This is a genomic window from Pseudomonas sp. LBUM1666 (genome assembly GCF_059695775.1).
In genome coordinates this window covers 1,658,837-1,675,069 of the sequence record NZ_CP166789.1, presented here as the reverse complement: position 1 = coordinate 1,675,069, position 16,233 = coordinate 1,658,837, and the positions used below count along the sequence as shown (strand labels likewise).

Genomic DNA, 16,233 nt, shown 5'->3' with positions numbered 1-16,233 from the left:
GCCATCGCGAGCAAGCTCGCTCCCACAGGGGAATGCGGTCAAATGTGGGAGCGAGCTTGCTCGCGATGGGGGCCTAGCAGACAAAAATATTTTTTCTCCTCATCGAAACCATCGATGTCGTCAACTCATCAGGAGTTTCCATGACCAGCAAAATTCCGGAACCGGATCTGATCTACCTGCAAAAAGTCCTGCTGGAGATGCTCGCCATTCCCAGCCCGACCGGGTTCACCGACACCATCGTGCGTTACGTCGCCGAACGGCTTGAAGAACTGGGCATTCCCTTTGAAATGACCCGCCGCGGCACCATCCGCGCGACCCTCAAGGGTAGAAAGAACAGCCCCGACCGTGCCGTCTCCGCTCACCTCGACACCATCGGCGCGGCGGTTCGCGCGATCAAGGACAACGGCCGTCTGACCTTGGCGCCTGTCGGCTGCTGGTCCAGCCGTTTTGCCGAGGGCAGCCGGGTCAGCCTGTTTACCGACAACGGCGTGATCCGTGGCAGCGTGCTGCCGCTGATGGCTTCCGGGCATGCGTTCAATACCGCCGTGGATGAAATGCCGATCAGTTGGGATCACATCGAGCTGCGCCTGGACGCCTATTGCGCTACGCGTGCCGATTGCGACTCGCTGGGCATCAGCGTCGGTGACTTTGTCGCCTTCGACCCTTTACCGGAATTCACCGAAAGCGGCCACATCAGCGCCCGTCATCTCGATGACAAGGCCGGCGTTGCCGCATTGCTGGCGGCGCTGAAAGCGATCGTCGACAGCGGCGAAGAGCTGATGATCGACTGTCATCCGTTGTTCACCATTACCGAGGAAACCGGCAGTGGCGCCGCGGCGGCGTTACCGTGGGACGTGAGCGAATTCGTCGGCATCGACATTGCCCCGGTCGCGCCGGGTCAGCATTCCAGCGAACACGCGGTGAGTGTGGCAATGCAGGATTCCGGTGGACCTTACGACTATCACCTGTCGCGGCATCTGCTGCGCCTGGCCAGTGACAACGAATTGCCGGTGCGTCGCGACCTGTTCCGCTACTACTTCAGCGATGCCCACTCCGCGGTCACCGCCGGCCATGACATTCGCACCGCCCTGCTCGCCTTCGGCTGCGACGCCACTCACGGCTACGAACGCACCCACATCGACAGCCTCGCTGCGCTCAGTCGATTGCTCGGCGCCTACATTCTCAGCCCGCCGGTGTTTGCCAGCGATGCACAACCGGCCAAGGGGTCGCTGGACCGGTTCAGTCATCAGATCGAACATGACACGCAGATGGAAAGCGATACGCGGGTGCCGTCGGTGGATAGTCTGGTGGGGCAGCGCTCCGAAAGCTGAGTCGTGCTTGAGATAGGCGGTGATTGAAAGATTGCCATCGCGAGCAGGCTCGCTCCCACAGGAGTACGCGGTCACCTGTGGGAGCGAGCCTGCTCGCGAATACGCCAGATCAGACAACACAGATTCCCAGGCTAGCCGCCGTTGGACATTCGCCGTAGCATCGCGCCATTGTTTAGCCGAGGTGCCTATGCTGATCCCCCACGACCAACTTGAAGTCGACACCCTCACCCGCCTGATCGAGGATTTCGTGACCCGTGACGGTACGGACAATGGCGATGACACGCCGCTGGAAACCCGTGTATTGCGGGTTCGCCAGGCATTGACCAAGGGCCAGGCGCTGATTGTCTTCGACCCGGAAAGCGAGCAATGCCAGTTGATGCTCAAACACGATGTGCCCAAGCACCTGTTCGACTGAGACCTCAGCGTCCTTTGTTTTTCGCCAGTTTGACCTGGATGCGGTCGTAGACCTCGGAACGGTGCACGTTAACGTTTTGCGGCGCTTCGACACCGAAGCGCACACTGCCTCCGTTGACGGCAAGAATGCGCACGGAAATGTTGTCACCGATGGAAATCAACTCGCCCACAACGCGACTGAGTACAAGCATGGCATTCGTCCTTCAGGGTTATCGAACCCTGAAGATGCCCTGCACTGAGTGGGGCTTCAATGCGACGTCAGCAAATCAGTCCCGCCCTACAGCGCCATCCGAACAGATCCTATGGAAACGTCCTACAAACCCATTGAATGAAGGACCGATCCTTCAGGAAGCGGAGAAGCGCGGGCCGAAAAGGATGACGCTGGCCCCGATCACACACAGCGCCACACCGATCCAGTCCGAACCCAGCGGACGAATACGCTCGACCACCGCCAGCCAGCCGATCGACGCGATGATGTAGATGCCACCGTAAGCGGCGTAGGCGCGGCCGGCGTAGGTCGCTTCGATGCGGGTCAGCAGCAGCGCAAACAAGGTCAGACTGAGCAGAGCCGGCACGACCCACCAGGCGCTTTTACCCTGGCGCAGCCACATCCAGAAGGCGAAACAGCCAGCGATTTCAAACAGCGCGGCGAGGAAAAACCACAGGTAATTGAGCATGCAAACGTCTCGCGAGGATGGCCGATGGCGGCCACCCTAACGACGGTGTTGTGCACAGGGCAAGCTCAACCTGCGGTTTGTTTGGCCTTGGCGCGCATTTTGTCGGCCATGACAGTCATTTCGTCGTAGAGCAGTTGCGGGCTCTTCTGCTTGAGCGCCCAGGCCATGCGGCCCTGTTCGTGGGGCAGAATCATGAATTCGCCGGCGGCAACGTGCTGATAGATGTAATCGGCAATGTCGGCCGCGCTGATCGGCGAGCTTTCCAGCAACTTGCCGACCTGGGCTTTCATGGCCGGCGTCGGGCCACGGAAGGAGTCCAGCAGGTTGGTCTGGAAGAACGACGGGCACACCACATGCACGCCGATTTCCTGCTGCGCCAGCTCGACCAGCAGGCTTTCGGACAACGCCACCACACCCGCCTTGGCCACGTTGTAGTTGCTCATGGCCGGGCCTTGCATCAGGGCGGCCATCGACGCGATGTTGATGATTTTGCCTTTGCTTTTTTCCAGCAGCGGCAGGAAGGCCTTGCAGCCCTTGACCACGCCCATCAGGTTGATCGCGATCTGCCAGTCCCAGTCTTCCAGGGACAGTTCACTGAAGAACCCGCCCGAGGCAACGCCGGCGTTGTTGACGATGACATCAATGCCACCGAGTTTCTCGTCGCAGGCTTGGGCGAAAGCGGTCAGCTGGCTGTAATCGCGCACGTCGCAACGCTGGATAAAACCGTCGCCGCCGGCGTCGCGAACCAATTTCAGGGTTTCCTGCAGACCGGGTTCGCTGACATCCGACAAGGCCATCTGCCAGCCTTCACGCGCCCAGCGCAGCGCGATTTCGCGACCCAGGCCGGAGCCCGCGCCAGTGATCATCATGCGATTTTGCATAGCAAACAGCCTTGTTGTTCCGGGGAAGATGCGTCGAGTGTAGCGAAGGACAATGCCCGACCCACGCTCCATCAGATTGCTGAATGGCCCGAGCAAACCGTGGCAGCGCCTGAACCAACTAGACTTATTAAAAACGAAATAAGCCTTTCTTCGAAAAACATTAAAAAAACTTGGAATTTTCTTTCATTCGCGACAGTCGGATTTTGTAAGCAGCCTGGTTTTTTTAGCATCCCGGTTGACAGTTAAAGGTCAGGTAATTCCAGAACACTTCCAACAAGGAAATAGACATGGGCACAATTCTTATCGTTATTCTGATCCTCCTGCTGGTAGGTGGTTTACCGGTCTTCCCGCACTCCAGAAGTTGGGGTTATGGCCCGTCGGGTATCATCGGCGTGGTGTTGGTGGTGCTGTTGATCCTGCTGTTGCTCGGCAAGATATAAAGGTTTAACAGGCAAAAAAAAGAGGCCCTTTTCAAGGGCCTCTTTTTATTACATCAAGACTTAGTCCGGCTTGCCGTCAACCACACCGGCGGTGTTGTCGATCAGGCTCTTTGTCGCCGTTTGCAGGAACGCTTCGAGCTTGAGCTTCAGCTCAGCGGTACGCGGTGCATCCGGAACGATCTCGGCGTGAGGTGTCGCGCCCAGTTCGTACTGGTACATCTTCGGCGCCATTTCCTTTTCCTTCGGCAGCACCAGGATCTGATCAGCCGTGATGATGGCGGTGGTCTGCTCGCTACCCGACGGCTTGATCACGCCGAAACCGGTGTCGCCTTCAGGCAGGTTGAGCAAATCGCGCCCCCAGCACTGCTGACGCACTTCACCACCAATACGACCCATGATGGTCGGCACGATGTCGATCTGCGTGCCCACGGTATGGTCACGCTCGCCAAACTTTTCCTGGATGCCCGGTGCGATCATCAGCATCGGCACGTTGAAGCGGCCCAGGTCCATTTCAGTGATCTGACGCTCGTTACCAAAACCGTGGTCGCCGACGATTACAAACAGGGTTTCTTTGAAATACGGCTCCTTGCGGGCCTTTTCAAAGAACTGGCCCAGCGCCCAGTCCGCATAGCGCATGGCGGTCAAATGCTCGTTCAGGCTACCGCGATCGGTCACGCGCTCAACCGGCAATGGGGTCGGCAAGGCGTAAGGCGTGTGGTTGGACAGGGTTTGCAGCAACGCATAGAACGGCTTGCCGTTTTCCCGTGCCTTGAGCTCGACCAGACCACGGTCGAACATGTCCTGATCGGACACACCCCAGGTCGGATCGGAGAACACCGGGTTCACGAAGTCGTTACGACCAATGAAGTTGGTCATGCCCTGGTTGCTGAAGAAACCCGACTGGTTATCCCAGGCGAAGTCGCCGTTGTAGACGTACACGTCGTCATAGTCACGGGCACTGAGCAATTGCGGCAGGCCGGACAACTTGTGGCCGCCTTCCGGCGTCTGCATCAGGTATTCGAAACCCGGCAGGTTCGGGAAGCACGCCATGGTGGCGAACATACCCTGGTGGGTATGGGTGCCGTTGGAGAAGAAGCGGTCGAACATCAGGCCTTCCTTCGACAATTTGTCGAGGTACGGCGTGATGTTGCCCGGTGCGCCCAAGGCCCCCACCGAGTGACCGGCCATGCTTTCCATCAGGATCACGACGACGTTCTTGATCGGCAGGGTCTTGTCGGCCGGCGGCATGTAATCGCGACGCACCGCGGCAGTCTCGCCATCCACCAGTTTGTCGTCCGGCATCACCAGCATGTCACGCACGATTTGCTGGGCTTGCGCCTGTGGCAGCGTGGCTTTCCAGATGTTGTCGCGATCTTCGGACATCCGGCTCTTGGCCGCTTCGACCAGCGACAACGTGCCGTTAAGGCCCAGCTGGTTGGCGAAGTTCGAATCGGTGGTGTAGACGTCACCCCAACGCATTGGCGGGCCCTGACGCAGGGTGCCGCGAGCGGCGACCACACAGACCAGCAGGCAGATCACGAACACCGCGATGCGCGAATACCACGGGGCGATCTGGCGGGTGCCGATACTGCCGCCGCTGAATGGACCACGTGGACGGGTGGCGCGGTCGGCGCCCTTGAACGCCAGGGTCAGGATCAAGGTGCCTACGGCCCAGGCCAGCAGGTAACGAACCACCGGGAAACCGTACCAGAGCATGCTCATCACGGTTTTCGGGTCTTCTTTCACATACTGGAAGACCAGGCCGTTGAGGCGCTGGTGGAACTCGCGGTAGAAGTCCATCTCCATCAGGCCGAGGAACAGCGCGATGCTCGAGGCAATGGTCAACCAGAAACGGAAGAACCCGCGTGCGGCCATCGCACGGGCGCTGAACAGCGCCAGCACCAACGGAATGCTGAGATAGACCACTAGACGCAGGTCGAAACGCAGACCGTTGACGAACGCTTCGAAAAAGGTCGAGGCCGGGGTGTCGAGGATCATCTCGCGGTTGTAAACCAGCAGCGCAACGCGCAGCAGGCTGAACATGACCATCATGACCAGGGCACACAGCAGCGTGTAGGCCAGATGCGATTTGACGGTCGGTTGCAGCAGGCGACTAGAAGCTCGCTGCTGACTCAGGGCGTCCGGGTTTGCCATGTCGTTTTAGGACCCATTGGAAGTTGAAGTTTCAAAAATACAGCTGCGCCTTGCCCTCTGTTGGCCAGTACTCGGCCCCGGGGCTTGCGCGGTGCGCAAATGTTGCACGATCAACCGCGGCATTGCCATTGATTACTGCCCGCATGTTGGCGCGGGCGAATTGTCTTGGAGGCTTTGTGAAAATTTCGTGCAACGTATATTCGGAAACAAAATAAAGTCCCCCTGCTTCTGATGCCGGTTAGTTCGGGGGCGTATTTGTTTCGGCAGTGCTCTTTGATCGGGGGCATATCCGTTTCTGCGGTTACGGCGGCTGGCGGTTTCGCTTTTACAGCGAGTCACTTGGAAAAGCCCCAAGTAACCAAGGGCTCCTGCCCCGCCATTCGGTGCCTCGCTTAGGCTCGGCATGCCCTCACTCCGGCATTGCTCCGGGGGCCCGCCGCCATCGGCCATCCATGGCCGGGGGCGGCTACCGCGGCATCCTTGCCGCGGTGCCCCCTGCGCAATACCTGCGTTCGGCCTCTGGGAAAGGGGCAGTAGATCAAAATCAAAAACCACAGCCACAGCCACAGCCACAGCCACAGCAAGAGATCGCAGCCTCGTTTCACTCGACAGCTCCTACAGGGGGAGGCGGTGTACGCACGCCCCTCACCACTCAACAGGCCGAGCGTTAGCTCGCCTGCAGCTTTTGATCTTGATGCACCGCCCCCTCGAGAGGCCGAGTGGAGGTTCTGCGCAGTGGGCAACCCGGCATGGATGCCGGGTTAGCCGCCCCCGGCCATGGATGGCCGATGGCGGCGGGCCCACGGAGCAGGACCGGAGCGAGGGCATGCCGAGCCTGGGCGAGGCACCGAACGAATGGGGCAAGAACCCTTTGGTTACTTTGGGCTGGGCCGGCATTCCGGTTCTTTTCCAAAGTGACTCGCTGTAAGAGCGAAACCGCCAGTCGCCATGACCGAAAAAACGGATATGCCCCCGATCAAATAACCCGCCCTACCCAATAGAAAACGCCCCGAACGAAGTCAGGGCGTTTTATCAAAAAGAGCGATTACTTCTCAGCGCGTTCTTTCAGGGCTTTCAGGGTATTGAACGGCGCATCAACCACAAACTTATTGGCCACCATCGACGGTATGCTACCGCCCGGCTCAGTGTGCACCTGATAAGTCACTTCAATCTGATCGCCCTTGGGCACGAACTTCCAGAAACCGTCGACCTTGGTAACCCGCACAAAGCCTTTTTCTTCAGGAATGTACTTCGGCACACCTTCAAGCTTACGGGTCAGGCTGCCATCAGCCCCTTCGACAGTGGTCACATGCAACACCGAATCACGCGCGGTAACCGGCCAAGGCGTATTGAACTGGGTGTAGGTCCAGCTTTGATCGCCTTCGTGTTTGAGCAATTTCTGGGTTTTGCAGTCGTGAATCCAGGCGCAAGCGCCTGGCACGTCTTCCTGCAACGCGCGCAGTTTGGCGATGGTGGTCTTCATCAGGGTGACGCCCTGGTAGGCCTTGTAATCGGAGCCAGCCACTTCACTCAAGGAAACCTTGATGCCGTCTTCGTTCTTGGCAACTTTCCAGTCTTCTGCCTGAGCGGCCGTGGAAGCCAGCAAAACAGTCAAACCACACAGCACAGCCGTACGTTGCAGCGAACCCATAGTCTTATTCCTTATTGTTGAAGATCCGTTCGTTGAACACATCACGCCGCCGTCATTTGCTCCCACCAACCCAACAATTTGATCGCTTCGTCACTGCTGCTTCCGCAGACGTCGATGTCGGCTTCGAATGCCGAGCAAACGGCTGGTCGTTCGGGATTGCCGAAAATACTGCACAGGTTTTCGACAGAGAGTTGTACGCAACGTTCTCCGGCGGGCTTGCCATTGGGCATGCCGGGAATCGGTGAACTGATGGAAGGGGCAATGCAACAGGCGCCACAGCCTTCACGGCATTTCATGACGACGAGCTCCTCGACGGACGATGTATTAAAGGACGTGGCACAGAGTAACCGCTAAAACGCTTGTTTAAAATTGTCTGGACCCGGGTTTTTTCGCTTAAACGAGCGTGACTGACCAGTCTCCGACAAAGCGTCTGGCCAGCGGGTCACGGACGGGAAGAAATTATCGTTTGAACTCGAATTCCAGGGCTGCGCCTTCGACTTCATGGCGCTCTTCGTTGCGCAGTTGCAACTGCATTTCGTTGCTGATCAGCCTCCCGTTGAGCTGAAACGGACCAGCCTTGTCACCAAACATTTGCGGCAATACTGCATCGTGCCGTGGCAACGCTACCGTACCGATCGGTTTCAACTCCTCGGCCAAGTCTTGGGGCAGGCTCAAATCCAGGTCGGCCGAAGGAAGCTTGGTTTTCGCGATCTCACTGGCGGATTTGGACTTGGAGGCAATCGGCGGTCGCTTTTTAACCTTGGCCACTTTCTTTTTGACCGGCGCGGCTTTCTTGACCGGTGCCGGTTTTTTCGCGGTGGTGCTGGCTGCCGGTTTTTCTTGAACGGAAGCCGCCAATACGCCTTCGGCCTGGAAGGTCATCAGCAGGCAGATCGATAGCCAGACGGCGGGAAAAATCGGCTTCATGGACCCAACAGTACAAACGGCAGGAGCCATATGCTCGCCTGTTGCACGCGACATGACAAGCTCAGGCAGGAATATCCTGCCCGCCCCCTCAAAAGCCGCCGACCATCTCCTGACAGAGCTGGGTGGCGAGCATGCCCAGGGTCATCAATGCACGCTCGGCTTCACGGTTCCAGGGTGTGCCGCAGTTCAACCGAATGCAGTGGTTGAACTGCTCGGTGTTACTGAAAATCAGCCCCGGCGCGATACTGATGCCCTGCTGCAACGCACGAACGTGCAGCTCCTGCGTGTTAACCCGCCCCGGCAGGCTGACCCACAGAATGAAGCCGCCGGTCGGCCGGGTCATCTGCGTGCCTTCCGGGAAGTATTGCTGCACCGCCAGCTGGAAAGCGCTGAGGTTCTTGCGGTACTCCTGACGGATGTAGCGCAAATGCCGGTCATAACCACCGTTCTCCAGGTACGCCGCAATGCCCATCTGCGTGACGCTGCAGGCCGAATGGGTGCTGAAGGTCTGCAAACGCTGGATTTCCTGCTGGTACTTGCCGGCAATCATCCAGCCGATCCGCACGCCAGGCGACAGGGTTTTGGAGAAGCTTGAGCAATAGATCACCCGATCCAGCCGATCGTAGGCTTTAAGTGATTTGGTGCGCCCCTGCTCGAACATCAGTTCGCCGTAGATATCGTCTTCGACAATCTGGATATCGAAATCCGAGGCCAGGCGCAGCAGTTGCTTCTGCCGTTCTTCGGGCATCGTGCCGCCCAATGGATTGCTCAGACGAGTGGTCAGCACCAATGCCTTGATCGACCACTGATTGGCCGCCAGCTGCAAAGCTTCGAGGCTCATACCGGTGGCCGGATCGCTCGGGATCTCGATGACCTTGAGGCCCAGCAGGTCAGCCAGTTGCAGCAAACCGTAGTAGGTCGGCGACTCGGCGGCGATCAGGTCGCCCGGGCGGGTCAGCACTCGCAGGGACATTTGCAAGGCATCAACGCAGCCGTGGGTAATGACCACTTCCGAAGGATCGACCACCACGCCGGCATCGCGCATGCGGATCGCCACTTGTCGGCGCAACGGTTCGAAACCCGGGCTGAACATGTAGCTGAACGCCCGCGGGCTATGGAAACGGGTGACTTTGGCCAGTTGCTGATGCAGCGCCCGCACCGGTAGATAATCAACGCTCGGCACGGCCGCGCCCAAGGGAAACACACCCTCGCGGCGGGATTCGACCAGGACTTGTTGGATGATGCTGCTGCGAGTGACCAGACCTGGACGCTCGACCCGGGCGATGTCCGGTGTCGGCGCGGTCAGGGCCGGGGTCTGGTGTACGTAGTAACCGGACTGCGGCCGGGCGCGGATCAGCCCCTGATCCTCGAGGTTGGCGTAAGCCTGTAACACCGTCGCATGGCTGACGTTGAGCTGCGAGCTCATCTTGCGCACCGAAGGCACGCGCTCCCCCGGTTGGTAGACGCCACGGCGGATGTCTTCGGCCAGTTGTTGAGCAATACGTTGGTAGAGCAAGAGATTGGTCATGACGCAGCACTCGATTTCACGGGCATTTTATTCTTGTGTGAAACAATACCGGAACAGTTTAGAAGTGTACTGGGACAGTTGCCACAATAGTCGACCGTACAGTGCAGTGTCAGCAAAAACTGTACTGTTTCGCGAGTTGATTAGCAGGCGTAAAAAAACCCGGCGCTGACGGGCAGGCCGGGTTTTCCAGTGACGCTGCCCTTAGCGGGCTGCGCCGAGCTGGCCTTTTTCGTCAGAGAACACAATTTCCACCCGACGGTTCTGCGCACGACCCCGTTGGGAGGCGTTCACGTCGACCGGATATTCATCACCGTAGCCTTCGACCTGAATACGTTTATCGTCGATGCCCAAATCCATCAGCACGTCCGCCACCGATTGCGCACGGTCACGGGACAGCTTGAGGTTTTCCTGCTTGCCGCCGGTACTGTCGGCGTAGCCTTCGATGCGCACCACGCGCTTGGGGTTGAGCTGCAGAAACTGCACGATCTTCAACACCACGCGGTTCGCCGAGTTTTTCAACTCCGCTTCGCCCGTGTCGAACAGCACGTCGCCCAAGGTCATCACCAGGCCGCGGTCGGTCTGGGTGGTCGCCAACGCGACAATCTGTTCTTCGAGCCACTTGCCCTGCTGCTGCACGCTGAGCAGTTTGGATTCGCGCAGGGCCAGCTGCAGGCGCTGACGCTCCAGTTCGAGCTTCGCCGCACGTTCTTCGTTGAGCACCTGATTGGTGTGTTCGCGCGCGATTTCGCTATAGCGCTCACTCAGGTAAGCGTAATGCAGCACGTCCGATCCGCTCCCCCAGTAACTGGACAAACGATCGGCACGGGCCAGCGACTCACCGGCGCGAATCACGTCCTTGGGCGCGATTCGCAGCACGTTGGAATCTTCCTTGACCTTCTGGAAGTCAGTACTGGCCTGCTGCAACGCGGCGTCGCTGTGCTGACCGGCACAACCATAGAGGCTGGCGCAGCCTGCCAGGATCAAACCGCCCAGGGCTTTGGTCTTGAGGCTCATTGGGCATCTCCCAGTTGCTTGCGCAGGCGAGTGATGCGGGTATTGAGCACGTTCAACTGCTCCTCGCTCTTGAGGGTCAGAACCCGGGCTTCGGCCAGACGCGCGTCCAGCTCAGCCTGCTCGGCCCGCATGCGCGCGTTCTTGAAGGATTGGTCGTTCATGCTGCCCTTGGAACGGTTGAACTTGTCTTCGGCCAGTTTCATTTCCGGCACGTCGGCGGCGGTGGCGCCAACGGCTCTGGCCTGTTCGAGTGCCTGTTCGGTCAGGCGCAATTGTTCATTCGGCGCAGGATCGGCTGCACAACCCGCCAGAGCCAGAACGGCCAGGGCAGCAAAAAGAGGTCGAATACTCACTAAAAATCCCTACTGTTTTGGGGTACTGACAGGTTGTTGCTGCGGTTGTGAGAGCTGCGTCTTCCAGCGCTCGATATTGCGTTGCAGCACGGCTTCCGTCAGTCCGGACGCGGGCAATTCTGTCATCTTTTTGGCCAGCTGTCCGCGCAACCACGGATCGTTGCAGGCGGAGTTGTGGGAAACCGCGAGGAACAGGCCGGGTTTGTCGATCGGTTGTGCACGGGCGATCAGGTCATTGGCCAGATTAAGTGTCTGCGCAGCCGCCATGCCCGAGTAGCGTCCGGCAAGGACAAATTCCACCTCGCCCAGCAGCAATTTCTGAAAGGCCTGGGTCAGGTTAGGCGTACGTGCGAGGGTCAAATGCTGCTCGGCGAACGTGCCAAATGCCGGGGTCATACGAGACTTTTCCGACAATGCGCCGGGATGACCGTGAAGGTCCTGCGCTTCGTTGTAGACCAGCGTCGAGTCTTTGCGGGCCCAGACCAGGTAATCGTTTTCCAGTAACGGCGGATGAATGTAATCCAGAGTGTCCAGCTCACTGACCGTTAATGACGCATCCGCCAGCATGTCCATTCGCCCGCTGCGCACTTCGTCCAGGGCCTGGGAGCGTTTGCCGGCGTAAAGCAGTTCGACCTTGATCCCCAGCTCCCCCGCCACTTGCTGCAACAAATCTGCACTGGCGCCGATCAGGTGCTTGGGGTTTTGCGGGTCTTGCCACAGGTACGGCGGCGCATCCGGGCTGCCGGTCACCACCAGGCGTTCGCACTTGCCCGCGGCGACGGACAGCGCCGGCAACACCGTCAGCCCCATTAGCAATGACCAGCCGTAAACGCGGCGCAGATCCATGGCGACACTCTCCCACTCAAATCCGGAACAAAAAAAAGCCCGACCAAAAGGTCGGGCTCTTTATAAGTCAGGCCGCTGGATTAGACCAGCTTCTCGAACTCAGGGATGGCTTCGAACAGGTCCGCCACCAGGCCGTAATCGGCCACCTGGAAGATCGGCGCTTCTTCGTCCTTGTTGATCGCGACGATCACTTTGGAGTCTTTCATGCCGGCCAGGTGCTGGATCGCGCCGGAGATACCGACGGCGATGTACAGCTGTGGAGCAACGATCTTGCCGGTTTGACCGACCTGCATGTCGTTGGGTACGAAACCTGCGTCGACCGCAGCGCGGGAAGCGCCGACGGCAGCGCCCAGCTTGTCGGCCAGGGCGTACAGGTGTTTGAAGTTGTCGCCGTTCTGCATGCCGCGACCGCCGGAAACGACGATCTTGGCAGCGGTCAGTTCCGGACGATCGGACTTGGCCAGTTCTTCGCCGACGAAGCTGGAAATACCAGCATCGTGAGCAGCTGCAACGGCTTCAACAGCCGCCGAACCACCTTCAGCAGAAACCGGGTCGAACCCGGTGGCGCGAACGGTGATGACTTTGACCGCAGCGTTCGATTGAACGGTTGCGATGGCGTTACCGGCGTAGATCGGGCGCTTGAAGGTGTCAGCGCTTTCGACCGAGATGATCTCGGAGATCTGGTCAACGTCCAGCTGAGCGGCAACGCGCGGCAGGATGTTTTTACCGTTGGAAGTGGCGGCAGCCAGGATGTGGCTGTAGCCCTTGCCCAACTCGGCAACCAGAGGAGCAACGTTTTCCGGCAGTTGGTGAGTGTAGGCGGCGTTATCGGCCACCAGCACTTTAGCCACGCCAGCGATTTTCGCAGCAGCTTCAGCCACGGCGCCAGCGCCCTGACCTGCTACCAGAACGTGGATGTCACCACCGATTTTAACGGCGGCAGCCACGGTGTTCAGCGTGGCCGGGGCCAGCACTTTGTTGTCGTGTTCAGCAATAACCAAGATAGTCATTTAGATTACCTTCGCTTCGTTTTTCAGTTTCTCGACCAGTTCAGCCACCGACTTGACCTTGATACCCGCGCTGCGTGCAGCCGGCGCTTCGACTTTCACGGTCTTGTTGGTGGAGGCGGTGGAAACGCCCAAAGCGTCCGGAGTCAGCACTTCGAGAGGCTTCTTCTTGGCTTTCATGATGTTTGGCAGGGACGCATAGCGCGGCTCGTTCAAACGCAGGTCGGTGGTGACGATGGCCGGCAGTTTCAGGGAAACTGTCTGCGCGCCGCCGTCGACTTCACGAGTCACGGCAACGGTGTCGCCGCTGATTTCGACTTTGGACGCGAAGGTGCCCTGACCGTAGCCACTCAATGCCGCAAGCATCTGGCCAGTCTGGTTGTTGTCGCTGTCGATGGCTTGTTTGCCAAGGATCACCAGCTGAGGCTGTTCCTTGTCGACAACAGCCTTGAGCAGCTTGGCAACGGCCAGCGAAGTCAGGTCTTCAGCGGATTCGACGAGGATGGCGCGGTCGGCACCCAGAGCCAGCGCGGTGCGCAGTTGCTCTTGAGCGGTGGACGGGCCGATGGAGACGACGACGATTTCAGTCGCAACACCTTTCTCTTTCAGGCGTACGGCTTCTTCCACTGCGATTTCGCAGAACGGGTTCATCGACATCTTGACGTTGGCGAGGTCGACGCCGGAATTGTCCGCCTTGACGCGAACCTTGACGTTGTAATCCACAACGCGTTTGACAGCTACAAGAACCTTCATGGATTCCTCGTTACTCTCCGGTGAAAAGAAAGTCGCCTAGGCGAACCTGGCGGTTTGATGCTCATCGGCGCAAGGGCACCTCTAAAAACGCTGGCAAAGGTGTCAAGTGACAAGCGCTCACGATGAAGATGACCGTTCGTCAGTGGTGACTGACGAGTCATTCATTATCGCGGCGTGTAAACTGCGCGCCAGAACCTGCGCTACGCATCACCTTGTACTGCCATCGCCCTGTCTTTAGAGGTGCTCTTGAAACCAACAGTCAGCCTACGGCGAGCGCAAAACCGACCGTATCTTGACCGGAACGCCTATTCCGGTCAATACGGCAAAATGGCCAGTCATAAGCCGCGTGACTTTGATTTCTCTGGCTTTGAGCCGATTCAAACAAACGTTTGTATTGGACGCTAGGAGTGGTGTAGATATAATGCGCCACCTTAGAGAGAAAGGTGGCTCATCGATTGTCCTCTTCCTGCATTGCGCAGGAATTCATGGATGCGACACCAAACCTCCAATTAGAAAAAAAACTGTTGAGCCTTGAGTAGGAGATAACCTGTGGAACGCGAATACATGGAATTCGACGTGGTCATCGTCGGTGCCGGCCCCGCTGGTCTTTCTGCCGCCTGCCGATTGAAGCAGAAGGCCGCCGAAGCCGGTAAGGAAATCAGCGTCTGCGTGGTCGAAAAAGGCTCCGAAGTCGGTGCTCACATCCTGTCCGGCGCCGTGTTCGAACCACGCGCCCTGAACGAATTGTTCCCGGACTGGAAAGAACTCGGCGCCCCGCTGAACACGCCAGTCACCCGCGATGACATCTTCGTTCTCAAGAACGCCGACAGCGCGCAGAAGATTCCTGACCTCTTTGTGCCCAAGACCATGCACAACGAAGGCAACTACATCATCTCCCTGGGTAACCTGTGCCGCTGGCTCGCCCAGCAGGCCGAGAACCTGGGCGTGGAAATCTACCCAGGCTTCGCCGCTCAGGAAGCGCTGTTCGACGAGAACGGCGTGGTTCGCGGGATCATCACTGGCGATCTGGGCGTTGACCGCGAAGGTCAACCGAAAGAAGGCCTGTACACCCCGGGCATGGAACTGCGTGGCAAGTACACGCTGTTCGCCGAAGGTTGCCGTGGTCACATCGGCAAGCAACTGATCAAGCGCTTCAACCTCGACAGCGATGCCGACGCCCAGCACTACGGCATCGGCCTGAAAGAAATCTGGGAAATCGACCCGGCCAAGCATCAACCAGGCCTGGTGGTCCACACCGCCGGCTGGCCGCTGGACATCATGGGCACCGAGAACACCGGTGGCTCGTTCCTCTATCACCTGGAAAACAACCAGGTCGTAGTCGGTCTGATCGTCGACCTGTCCTACAGCAACACTTATCTGTCGCCGTTCGACGAGTTCCAGCGCCTCAAGCATCACCCGGTGCTCAAGCAGTACCTGGAAGGCGGCAAGCGCATCAGCTACGGCGCTCGCGCCATCAGCAAAGGCGGCTTGAACTCGCTGCCGAAAATGGTCTTCAAGGGCGGCGCACTGATCGGTTGCGACCTCGGCACCCTGAACTTCGCCAAGATCAAAGGCAGCCACACCGCGATGAAGTCCGGCATGCTCGCTGCTGAATCCGTGGCCGAGGCGCTGTTCGCTGAAAAGGACGGCACCGAAGAGCTGACCACTTACGTCGATGCGTTCAAGAAGAGCTGGCTCTACGACGAACTGTTCGCCAGCCGCAACTTCGGCCCGGCGATCCACAAGTTCGGCGCCATCGTGGGCGGCGGTTTCAACTGGCTCGATCAGAACGTCTTCGGCGGTAAACTGCCGTTCACCCTGCACGACACCAAGCCGGATTACGCATGCCTCAAGCTTGCGGCCGACTGCAAGAAGATCGACTACCCGAAACCGGACGGCAAGATCAGCTTCGACAAGCTCAGCTCGGTGTTCATCTCGGGTACCAACCATGAAGAAGAGCAGCCGTGCCACCTGAAACTGACCGATCCGAGCATCCCGATCGCCAAGAACCTGCCGCTGTACGATGAGCCTGCCCAGCGTTACTGCCCGGCCGGCGTGTACGAAGTGGTGACCATGGAAGACGGCGAGAAGCGCTTCCAGATCAACGCCCAGAACTGCGTTCACTGCAAGACCTGCGACATCAAGGACCCTGCACAGAACATCACCTGGGTGGCGCCGGAAGGCTCTGGCGGCCCGACTTACCCGAACATGTAAGTCGAAGGCTTGAACATCAAGGCTCCCGAACGGGGGCCTTTTT

Annotated in this window: 17 protein-coding genes; 4 read left to right on the top strand and 13 right to left on the bottom strand. The window is 58.7% G+C overall.

Annotated features, from left to right (window positions below; genetic code table 11):
- The first annotated feature begins 140 nt into the window (after window positions 1–140).
- Both ACA056_RS07640 and ACA056_RS07635 read left to right on the top strand, forming a co-directional pair.
- Entirely contained in the window at window positions 141–1,331 is a 1,191-nt protein-coding gene (locus tag ACA056_RS07640) for an osmoprotectant NAGGN system M42 family peptidase (protein ID WP_497271633.1), read from the top strand.
- Between the two features lie 187 nt (window positions 1,332–1,518).
- Window positions 1,519–1,746, top strand: a complete 228-nt coding sequence (locus ACA056_RS07635) for a YheU family protein (RefSeq protein ID WP_003199186.1) — start codon at window positions 1,519–1,521, stop codon at window positions 1,744–1,746.
- A 4-nt stretch (window positions 1,747–1,750) separates the two neighbouring features.
- Here ACA056_RS07635 and csrA read toward each other — a convergent pair whose 3' ends face one another.
- The 3 genes from csrA to ACA056_RS07620 form a co-directional block, all read right to left on the bottom strand.
- Window positions 1,751–1,936: a carbon storage regulator CsrA gene (gene csrA, locus ACA056_RS07630; protein ID WP_008151243.1), complete on the bottom strand. Its 186-nt coding sequence runs from the start codon at window positions 1,934–1,936 to the stop codon at window positions 1,751–1,753.
- Between the two features lie 153 nt (window positions 1,937–2,089).
- The gene (locus ACA056_RS07625; RefSeq protein ID WP_282380829.1) at window positions 2,090–2,422 is read right to left on the bottom strand and encodes a YnfA family protein; all 333 of its coding nucleotides are present in this window, start codon (window positions 2,420–2,422) and stop codon (window positions 2,090–2,092) included.
- Window positions 2,423–2,487: 65 nt separating this feature from the next.
- Complete coding sequence (locus tag ACA056_RS07620; RefSeq protein ID WP_497271629.1) at window positions 2,488–3,303, bottom strand: SDR family oxidoreductase; 816 nt, start codon at window positions 3,301–3,303, stop codon at window positions 2,488–2,490.
- 281 nt (window positions 3,304–3,584) lie between these two features.
- On the opposite strand from ACA056_RS07620, the gene ACA056_RS07615 reads away from it, so the two are divergent.
- Window positions 3,585–3,743, top strand: a complete 159-nt coding sequence (locus tag ACA056_RS07615) for a DUF3309 family protein (RefSeq protein WP_169858239.1) — start codon at window positions 3,585–3,587, stop codon at window positions 3,741–3,743.
- 60 nt (window positions 3,744–3,803) lie between these two features.
- Here the strand turns inward: ACA056_RS07615 and ACA056_RS07610 are convergent, their stop codons facing one another.
- From ACA056_RS07610 to ACA056_RS07565, 10 genes are all read right to left on the bottom strand, one after another.
- Window positions 3,804–5,897 carry an LTA synthase family protein gene (locus ACA056_RS07610; protein WP_497271627.1) on the bottom strand — a complete coding sequence of 698 codons (2,094 nt, stop codon included), beginning with the start codon at window positions 5,895–5,897 and terminating at the stop codon, window positions 3,804–3,806.
- A 1,045-nt stretch (window positions 5,898–6,942) separates the two neighbouring features.
- Complete coding sequence (locus ACA056_RS07605) at window positions 6,943–7,548, bottom strand: START domain-containing protein (protein WP_497271625.1); 606 nt, start codon at window positions 7,546–7,548, stop codon at window positions 6,943–6,945.
- A 41-nt stretch (window positions 7,549–7,589) separates the two neighbouring features.
- Window positions 7,590–7,844 (bottom strand): YkgJ family cysteine cluster protein, encoded by a 255-nt coding sequence (locus tag ACA056_RS07600; protein ID WP_497271623.1) that lies wholly within the window; start codon window positions 7,842–7,844, stop codon window positions 7,590–7,592.
- Window positions 7,845–8,007: 163 nt separating this feature from the next.
- A complete protein-coding gene (locus ACA056_RS07595) occupies window positions 8,008–8,475 on the bottom strand; it encodes a translation initiation factor 2 (protein WP_497271621.1) in 468 nt (155 codons plus the stop codon).
- An 88-nt stretch (window positions 8,476–8,563) separates the two neighbouring features.
- Window positions 8,564–10,003: an aminotransferase-like domain-containing protein gene (locus ACA056_RS07590; protein ID WP_008146981.1), complete on the bottom strand. Its 1,440-nt coding sequence runs from the start codon at window positions 10,001–10,003 to the stop codon at window positions 8,564–8,566.
- Window positions 10,004–10,204: 201 nt separating this feature from the next.
- Window positions 10,205–11,017: an OmpA family protein gene (locus ACA056_RS07585; protein ID WP_497271619.1), complete on the bottom strand. Its 813-nt coding sequence runs from the start codon at window positions 11,015–11,017 to the stop codon at window positions 10,205–10,207.
- Window positions 11,014–11,370 carry a DUF4398 domain-containing protein gene (locus ACA056_RS07580; RefSeq protein WP_497271617.1) on the bottom strand — a complete coding sequence of 119 codons (357 nt, stop codon included), beginning with the start codon at window positions 11,368–11,370 and terminating at the stop codon, window positions 11,014–11,016. Before ACA056_RS07580 ends, ACA056_RS07585 begins: the two co-directional genes overlap by 4 nt.
- 9 nt (window positions 11,371–11,379) lie before the next feature.
- A complete protein-coding gene (locus ACA056_RS07575; protein ID WP_497271615.1) occupies window positions 11,380–12,216 on the bottom strand; it encodes a substrate-binding periplasmic protein in 837 nt (278 codons plus the stop codon).
- An 80-nt stretch (window positions 12,217–12,296) separates the two neighbouring features.
- A complete protein-coding gene (locus ACA056_RS07570) occupies window positions 12,297–13,226 on the bottom strand; it encodes an electron transfer flavoprotein subunit alpha/FixB family protein (protein ID WP_415773734.1) in 930 nt (309 codons plus the stop codon).
- Window positions 13,227–13,976 carry an electron transfer flavoprotein subunit beta/FixA family protein gene (locus ACA056_RS07565; RefSeq protein ID WP_056745417.1) on the bottom strand — a complete coding sequence of 250 codons (750 nt, stop codon included), beginning with the start codon at window positions 13,974–13,976 and terminating at the stop codon, window positions 13,227–13,229.
- A gap of 549 nt (window positions 13,977–14,525) precedes the next feature.
- Here ACA056_RS07565 and ACA056_RS07560 point away from each other — a divergent pair.
- Window positions 14,526–16,190, top strand: a complete 1,665-nt coding sequence (locus ACA056_RS07560; RefSeq protein WP_497271612.1) for an electron transfer flavoprotein-ubiquinone oxidoreductase — start codon at window positions 14,526–14,528, stop codon at window positions 16,188–16,190.
- Window positions 16,191–16,233 lie beyond the last annotated feature (43 nt).